At 63.6% G+C, this 4,560-nt stretch carries 6 protein-coding genes; 4 read left to right on the forward strand and 2 right to left on the reverse strand.

The genetic code is table 11. The features are described 5' to 3' along the window. The 4 genes from rplU to proB all read left to right on the forward strand — a co-directional run. Positions 1-205 (forward strand): 50S ribosomal protein L21 (rplU, locus tag ACTHNR_RS00050; RefSeq protein ID WP_440545331.1); only part of this gene is annotated, 205 nt, incomplete at its 5' end. A gap of 24 nt (positions 206-229) precedes the next feature. After that, complete coding sequence (gene rpmA, locus ACTHNR_RS00055; RefSeq protein ID WP_440545332.1) at positions 230-493, forward strand: 50S ribosomal protein L27; 264 nt, start codon at positions 230-232, stop codon at positions 491-493. A gap of 148 nt (positions 494-641) precedes the next feature. Continuing rightward, complete coding sequence (cgtA, locus tag ACTHNR_RS00060) at positions 642-1,748, forward strand: Obg family GTPase CgtA (RefSeq protein WP_440545333.1); 1,107 nt, start codon at positions 642-644, stop codon at positions 1,746-1,748. 76 nt (positions 1,749-1,824) lie between these two features. Next, the gene (proB, locus tag ACTHNR_RS00065) at positions 1,825-2,943 is read left to right on the forward strand and encodes a glutamate 5-kinase (RefSeq protein WP_440545334.1); all 1,119 of its coding nucleotides are present in this window, start codon (positions 1,825-1,827) and stop codon (positions 2,941-2,943) included. A gap of 154 nt (positions 2,944-3,097) precedes the next feature. On the opposite strand, the gene ACTHNR_RS00070 is transcribed toward proB, so the two are convergent. Both ACTHNR_RS00070 and ACTHNR_RS00075 read right to left on the reverse strand, forming a co-directional pair. Further along, positions 3,098-3,712, reverse strand: a complete 615-nt coding sequence (locus ACTHNR_RS00070; RefSeq protein ID WP_440545335.1) for a CNP1-like family protein — start codon at positions 3,710-3,712, stop codon at positions 3,098-3,100. A gap of 135 nt (positions 3,713-3,847) precedes the next feature. Continuing rightward, positions 3,848-4,486 (reverse strand): RNA pyrophosphohydrolase, encoded by a 639-nt coding sequence (locus ACTHNR_RS00075; RefSeq protein ID WP_440545336.1) that lies wholly within the window; start codon positions 4,484-4,486, stop codon positions 3,848-3,850. Between the last annotated feature and the right edge of the window lie 74 nt (positions 4,487-4,560).

Consider the following 4,560-nt stretch of genomic DNA (forward strand, 5'->3'; position numbering starts at 1 on the left):
CCAGGTTCTCGCGGTAGGCGAAGGCGAATCGATTCAGTTCGGTACGCCGCTGGTGAGTGGGGCTTCCGTCAAGGCTACCGTCGTATCGCATGGGCGGCACGCCAAAGTGACGATCTTCAAGATGCGTCGCCGGAAGCACTACCAGAAGCACGCAGGTCACCGCCAGAACTACACCGAACTGCGCATCGACGCGATCAACGCGTAAGCGCACCGGGTAAGGAGCAATCAAATGGCACACAAAAAAGCAGGCGGGTCTTCCCGCAACGGTCGCGATTCCGAGTCGAAGCGCCTGGGCGTCAAGGTGTACGGCGGCCAAGCGATCAACGCCGGCGGCATCATCGTGCGCCAACGCGGCACGCGCATGCATGCGGGCGAGAACGTCGGCATGGGCAAGGATCACACCCTGTTCGCATTGACCGACGGCCACGTCAAGTTCACGACGAAGGGCGCGGACAAGAAGCATACGGTTGTCGTCGTCCCGGCCGCGGTCTGAATTCGATCAGACACGGGAGCGACCCAGCAAAAAGGCCCCGCGTAGTTGGCGGGGCCTTTTTTCTTCTGTGCGCAGGTTTTGCGCAACCGGATGGTGAAGGTGCGCCGCACGCGGCAAAATATCGTGGAAACACGGGACGGAGCGATACATGAAGTTCATTGACGAAGCGCGGATCGAGGTGATCGCCGGCGACGGCGGCGACGGCAGCGCGTCGATGCGCCGCGAAAAATTCGTTCCGTTCGGTGGCCCCGACGGCGGGGACGGCGGTCGGGGAGGCAGCGTGTACGCCGTCGCCGATCGCAACATCAACACGCTGATCGATTACCGATACGCGAAGAAGCACCAGGCGCGCAACGGCGAAAACGGCCGCGGCTCCGATTGCTACGGCAAGGGCGGCGACGACATCGTCCTGCGCATGCCCGTGGGCACCGTCATCAACGACATGGATACGGGCGAGCTCATCGCCGATTTGACCGAGCACGAGCAAACGGTGCTCATTGCTCAGGGTGGCGCGGGCGGTCTGGGCAACCTGCATTTCAAGTCGAGTACGAACCGGGCGCCGCGCCAAAAGACCGAGGGCAAGCCCGGCGAGCGCCGTATGCTCCGCCTCGAACTGAAAGTACTGGCCGACGTCGGCTTGCTAGGCATGCCGAATGCCGGAAAATCGACGTTCATCTCGTCGGTGTCGAACGCCAAACCGAAGATCGCGGATTATCCGTTCACGACGCTGGCGCCGAACCTCGGCGTCGTTCGTGTCGGGCCGAGCAAGAGCTTCGTGATCGCCGACATCCCGGGCCTCATCGAGGGCGCGGCCGAAGGCGCGGGGCTCGGTCACCAATTCTTACGGCACTTGCAGCGCACGGGCATCTTGCTGCATCTCGTCGATCTCGCCCCGTTCGATGAAACCGTCGACCCCGTTGCCGAAGCGAAGGCAATCGTCGAGGAACTGCGCAAGTACGACGAGGCGCTTTATCAAAAGCCCCGCTGGCTCGTGCTCAATAAGCTCGACATGATCGCCGAGGACGAGCGCGAAACGCGCGTGGCGGATTTCCTCAAGCGGTTCCAGTGGACGGGCCCGGTGTTCCAGATCTCGGCGCTCACGGGGCTCGGCTGCGAGAACCTGTGCTACGCCGTCTACGACTACCTGTCCGAGCACTCCGATGCGCATCGCGCCGAGCGTGAGGAAGATTTGGCGGCCGACGTGCGCTTCCGAGACGCGCCGGCGGGCGGTGACAGCGCGCCGCCGCAAGCCTGAAGGTCGACGCATTGGGGCGAGCGCCCACCGCCGCTTGACGGCGGGTTCACCGATCACTCATGGAGACTTTCGCACGATGCGCTCTGTCATCGCGGATTCGAAGCGGTTGGTTGTCAAAGTGGGATCGAGCCTCGTGACGAACGAAGGCCGCGGGCTCGATCAAGCGGCCATCGGCCGATGGGCGGCCCAGATCGCGCAATTGCGCCAGCGCGGCAAGGAAGTCGTGCTCGTCAGTTCGGGGGCAATCGCGGAAGGCATGCAGCGTCTCGGGTGGGCGAAGCGTCCGCGTGAGATCGACGAGCTGCAGGCGGCGGCGGCCGTTGGGCAGATGGGGCTCGCGCAAGTCTACGAGAGCCAGTTCGGCGAATACGGCATCCGCACCGCGCAAATTCTGCTCACCCACGCCGATTTGGCCGACCGCGAACGCTACCTGAACGCGCGCTCGACGCTGCTCACGCTGCTGCGCCTCGGCGTCGTGCCGATCATCAACGAGAACGACACCGTCGTTACCGATGAGATCAAATTCGGCGACAACGATACGCTTGGGGCGCTGGTTGCGAATCTGATCGAAGGTGACGCGCTGATCATCCTCACCGATCAGCAGGGCTTGTTTACCGCCGATCCGCGCAAGGATCCTTCAGCGGAGCTCGTGCGCGAGGCCGATGCGGGCGCGCCCGAGCTCGAGGCGATGGCCGGCGGCGCCGGTTCCGCGATTGGCCGTGGCGGCATGCTGACGAAGATTCTCGCTGCCAAACGAGCGGCTGGCAGCGGGGCGAATACGGTCGTGGCGAGCGGTCGCGAGGCCGACGTGCTGACGCGACTCGCCGAGGGAGAGCCCATCGGCACACAGTTGATCGCCCGGACGGCGCGTCTTGCGGCGCGCAAGCAGTGGATGGCCGATCATTTGCAGGTGCGCGGGCATGTCGTCATCGACGATGGCGCGGTCGAGAAGGTGACAGTCGGGGGCAAGAGTCTCTTGCCGATCGGGGTTCTCGAGGTGCAAGGCGTGTTCGCCCGCGGTGAAGTGATTGCTTGCTTGAACAGGGCCGGGCGGGAGGTGGCGCGCGGACTGACTAACTACACCAGCGCGGAAACCAAGCGGATTGCGCGCCGTGCGAGCATCGACATCGAATCGATCCTCGGCTACATGCTCGAGCCGGAACTCATTCACCGAGACAACCTCGTCGTCGTCTGAGCGCGGCGCTACGCGGCTGCGCACCCGGCCTGTTGGCGCGGCAAACGGAAAGGCCCGCATCTCGCGATGCGGGCCTTCTTGTTTCAATGGATGCGCGCGTCATCAGGCCGTGGTGGCGGCTGCCGAGCCGCCTTGGCGATGCGGGCGATTCGAGCTAGTGCGTCAGCGACGAAGCAACGCGATGCATGCGCAAATTCTCGACGATCGTCTTGGCCGTGCCGGTCGGCATCTTGCTCGAGCAGAAATAATCCTGATAGAGCGCCGCATGATAGGCATTGAGTTCGCCGTTTTCGATGCGCTTCCAGTCGTTCGCGACCGTCCGGTCCCAGCCGTCGTGATCCGCGTTCAGCCCGCCGTAGAGCCGCCATTCGTAGTTGTCGCAGCGAATGCCCTCGTAGTTGACGTTATGCGCGCCGCTCGGGCTCGTGATGACGACCGTGTAACGCACGACGCCGTCGGTACCCACGGTGATCGACTTCGCGTCGACCGCGAAATGCAGCGGCGTGTTTTGCGAGACATCGAACGGAATCAAATTTTCGTCCCGCGGCAGCGGCGGCAGCGTCTCGACCTTGTTCTCGGTCCACTCGCCTTGGCGGTCGAGCAAGTATTTGAACGTGGGGTCGTCTTTCGGATTGGGAGGCAAATGCGAGCAGCCGGCCAGCATGGCGCCGCCGGCCAGGCAGGTCAGCGCGAGAACGATCGCTTTCAATATGGGTACCTCGGTGAGGGGCGCAAAGATTCGAAGAACCGAATGATAGCGCTCACGCATGCGCTCGCGTGCATTACATGTGGATGCACACGGGCGTAGGCGCGCGGCACGAGCGGAAAGGGGGCCACAGGCGGCAATCGGTCCGACGGCGAGCGCCATCCCGCAGGGGGCCGGCGCCGCTGCCGGGCCGGCCGCTCAGCCGGGCAGAATCAGGGTGGACGCCGGGTAGGGCGGCGCCTCTGTCTCTTCGTCGGGCCCATGCATGATCGCGCCGTTCGGTTCCGGCATGTGCGCCGACGGCGACACGCGCGGATACCGGTGGCCGTGATGCGGGCCGCGAGGCTTTTCCGTGCGCGGCACGGTGCGGCGCAGAAAGCGCGACAGCTCCGTCAACGCCAATTGATAGACATCCCGCTTGAACTCGATGACCGCATCGAGCGGCACCCAGTACTCGTTCCACCGCCAAGCGTCGAATTCCGGATGGTCGGTGGCGCGCAGGCAGATGTCGCAGTCGCGGCCGACCATGCGAAGCAGAAACCAAATCTGTTTCTGACCGCGGTAGTGGCCGCGTACTTCGCGCTTGATGAACTTGTCCGGCACCTCATAGCGCAACCAGTCGCGCGTGCGACCGATGATCTTGACGTGTTCCGGGCGCAGGCCGGTTTCTTCGTGCAACTCCCGATACATGGCCTGCAAAGGGGTCTCGCCGTACTTGATGCCCCCTTGCGGAAACTGCCAGGAATGTTCACGCAGCCGCTTGCCCCAAAACACCTCGTTGTGCGCGTTCAAGAGGATGATGCCGACGTTCGGGCGAAAGCCTTCGCGATCCAGCATACAACCACCTTCGAATCCTTTAAAATTGCTTTGATTATAAACAGATAACGAGCCTTTGGCATCGGCATGCACCA

This window comes from Trinickia sp., from assembly GCF_051954495.1.
Classification (GTDB): domain Bacteria; phylum Pseudomonadota; class Gammaproteobacteria; order Burkholderiales; family Burkholderiaceae; genus Trinickia.

Coding starts and splice junctions, on each gene's coding strand:
- ACTHNR_RS00070 (WP_440545335.1), bottom strand. CDS start 3,712: ATGCGTGAGCGCTATCATTCGGTTCTTCGAATCTTTGCGCCCCTCACC.
- ACTHNR_RS00075 (WP_440545336.1), bottom strand. CDS start 4,486: ATGCTGGATCGCGAAGGCTTTCGCCCGAACGTCGGCATCATCCTCTTG.
- cgtA (WP_440545333.1), top strand. CDS start 642: ATGAAGTTCATTGACGAAGCGCGGATCGAGGTGATCGCCGGCGACGGC.
- proB (WP_440545334.1), top strand. CDS start 1,825: ATGCGCTCTGTCATCGCGGATTCGAAGCGGTTGGTTGTCAAAGTGGGA.
- rpmA (WP_440545332.1), top strand. CDS start 230: ATGGCACACAAAAAAGCAGGCGGGTCTTCCCGCAACGGTCGCGATTCC.